Origin of the sequence: Dietzia sp. DQ12-76, from assembly GCF_014145045.1 — a bacterium.
Taxonomy (GTDB): Bacteria; Actinomycetota; Actinomycetes; order Mycobacteriales; family Mycobacteriaceae; genus Dietzia.
The window spans coordinates 1-1,478 of the sequence record NZ_JAALDV010000449.1 but is presented as its reverse complement, the minus strand read 5'-3'; the positions used below and the strand labels follow the sequence as shown (position 1 = coordinate 1,478).

Here is a 1,478-nt window from a genome sequence, read left to right as displayed (position 1 = left end):
TCCGGCGCGGGCCGGGGAGGGCCGTGCCCTGGCGGCCTCGCTCACCTGGGACGCGGCGGCCGCGGCGCACCTGCGGTTCTATGTCGACCACTCCGGCGGCCACCTCGGGCAGCCACCACCGGCGCAGATGAACGCCGACTGATCGGCCATCGGTACGCTAGCCGCATGCGCGAGACCCCAGACGCCCCGCACGACGACCCCGCGGGCGCCCCCGCCGAGCCGGTGACGATCGCCCCCTCGACGACCACCGACGCCGACGTCCAGCCCGGCCCCGTCTCGCGCGTGTTCACCGATCGGTGGATGGGCGTGCTGCTGACCGTCGGGTCGATCGTCGCCCTGGTGGCGTCGTTCCAGCTCAGCCTGGACAAGATCCGACTCCTGGAGAACCCGGACTTCGTTCCGGCCTGCAACTTCTCCATCCTGATGAGCTGCAAGAGCGTCATCAACTCCGAGCAGGGGGCGGTCTTCGGATTCCCCAACCCCTTCATCGGACTGGTGGGGTACGCGCTGCTCATCGCGATCGGCGTCGCCGCCGCGTCAGGGGTGCGCTTCCCGCGCTGGTACTGGGTGGGTGCGCTCCTCGGGCTGACCTTCGCCGCCGGGATGGTGCACTGGCTGGCGTACCAGTCCATCTTCTCCATCCAGGTGCTGTGCCCCTGGTGCATGGTCGTGTGGGCCATGACCATCCCGATGTTCTGGTACACCCTGCTCCACGTGCTGGCCAAGCTCACCGGCGCCGGCTGGGTCCGCGCGCTGCAGCGGTGGCACCTGGTCCCGGTGGTCGTGTGGTTCCTGGCCCTGGCCGCGGTCATCCTCTGGGCGTTCTGGGACTTCTACTGGGCGGACTTCTTCGCCAACCTCTGATCACCCCGTGGTCGTGGCCACCCCGCCCGCGGCCTGCTCGACCAGGTGCACGATCGCGCTCGCGTGGAGCCTGAACAGCGCGGCCACGTCGGCGTCCCCGGTCAACGACGCGAGGAAGATCCCGTCCCCGCCGGCCAGAGCGTAGGTGGCCACCAGCATCGCCTCCGTCGGCGACAACGCGGGCCGCACCTGCTGCAGCTCAGCCGCGATCCGCTCGATCGCCTCCCCCCGCAGCCGCAGGTAGATCTCCCTGGCCACCGGCTCCACGGGACGCCGTTCCACCGCGAGCATCAGCACCAGCCGGAGGAAATCCTGTGACTCGGTGAACGTCCGGGCCACACCCAGGCACAGTTCGGTCACCCGTTCGGCGAGCGACTGCCCCTCCCCTCTGGTCACCTGACCCAGCCACAGTTCGATGCTCTCCTCCACCACCGCGGCCAGGAGCGCGTCCTTGTCCGCGAAATGCCAGTAGATCGAGCTCGCGGGCAGCCCGCTGACCTCGCTCACCCGCGCGATGCTCGTCCCCTCGTAGCCGCGCTCCCCCGCGACCGCCGCGGCGGCCTCGAGGATCCTCCGCCGGGATTCGCGGCCCCTCGCGCGCGTGCGCCTGGTCC

2 protein-coding genes are annotated in these 1,478 nt (G+C 70.7%); one reads left to right on the top strand and one right to left on the bottom strand.

Annotation, left to right across the window (positions count from 1 at the left end; genetic code table 11):
- Positions 1-165 precede the first annotated feature (165 nt).
- A complete protein-coding gene (locus G6019_RS14500; RefSeq protein WP_107756923.1) occupies positions 166-864 on the top strand; it encodes a vitamin K epoxide reductase family protein in 699 nt (232 codons plus the stop codon).
- Here the strand turns inward: G6019_RS14500 and G6019_RS14495 are convergent.
- Positions 865-1,478 (bottom strand): TetR/AcrR family transcriptional regulator (locus G6019_RS14495; RefSeq protein WP_194305774.1); only part of this gene is annotated, 614 nt, incomplete at its 5' end.

Coding starts and splice junctions, on each gene's coding strand:
- G6019_RS14500 (WP_107756923.1), top strand. CDS start 166: ATGCGCGAGACCCCAGACGCCCCGCACGACGACCCCGCGGGCGCCCCC.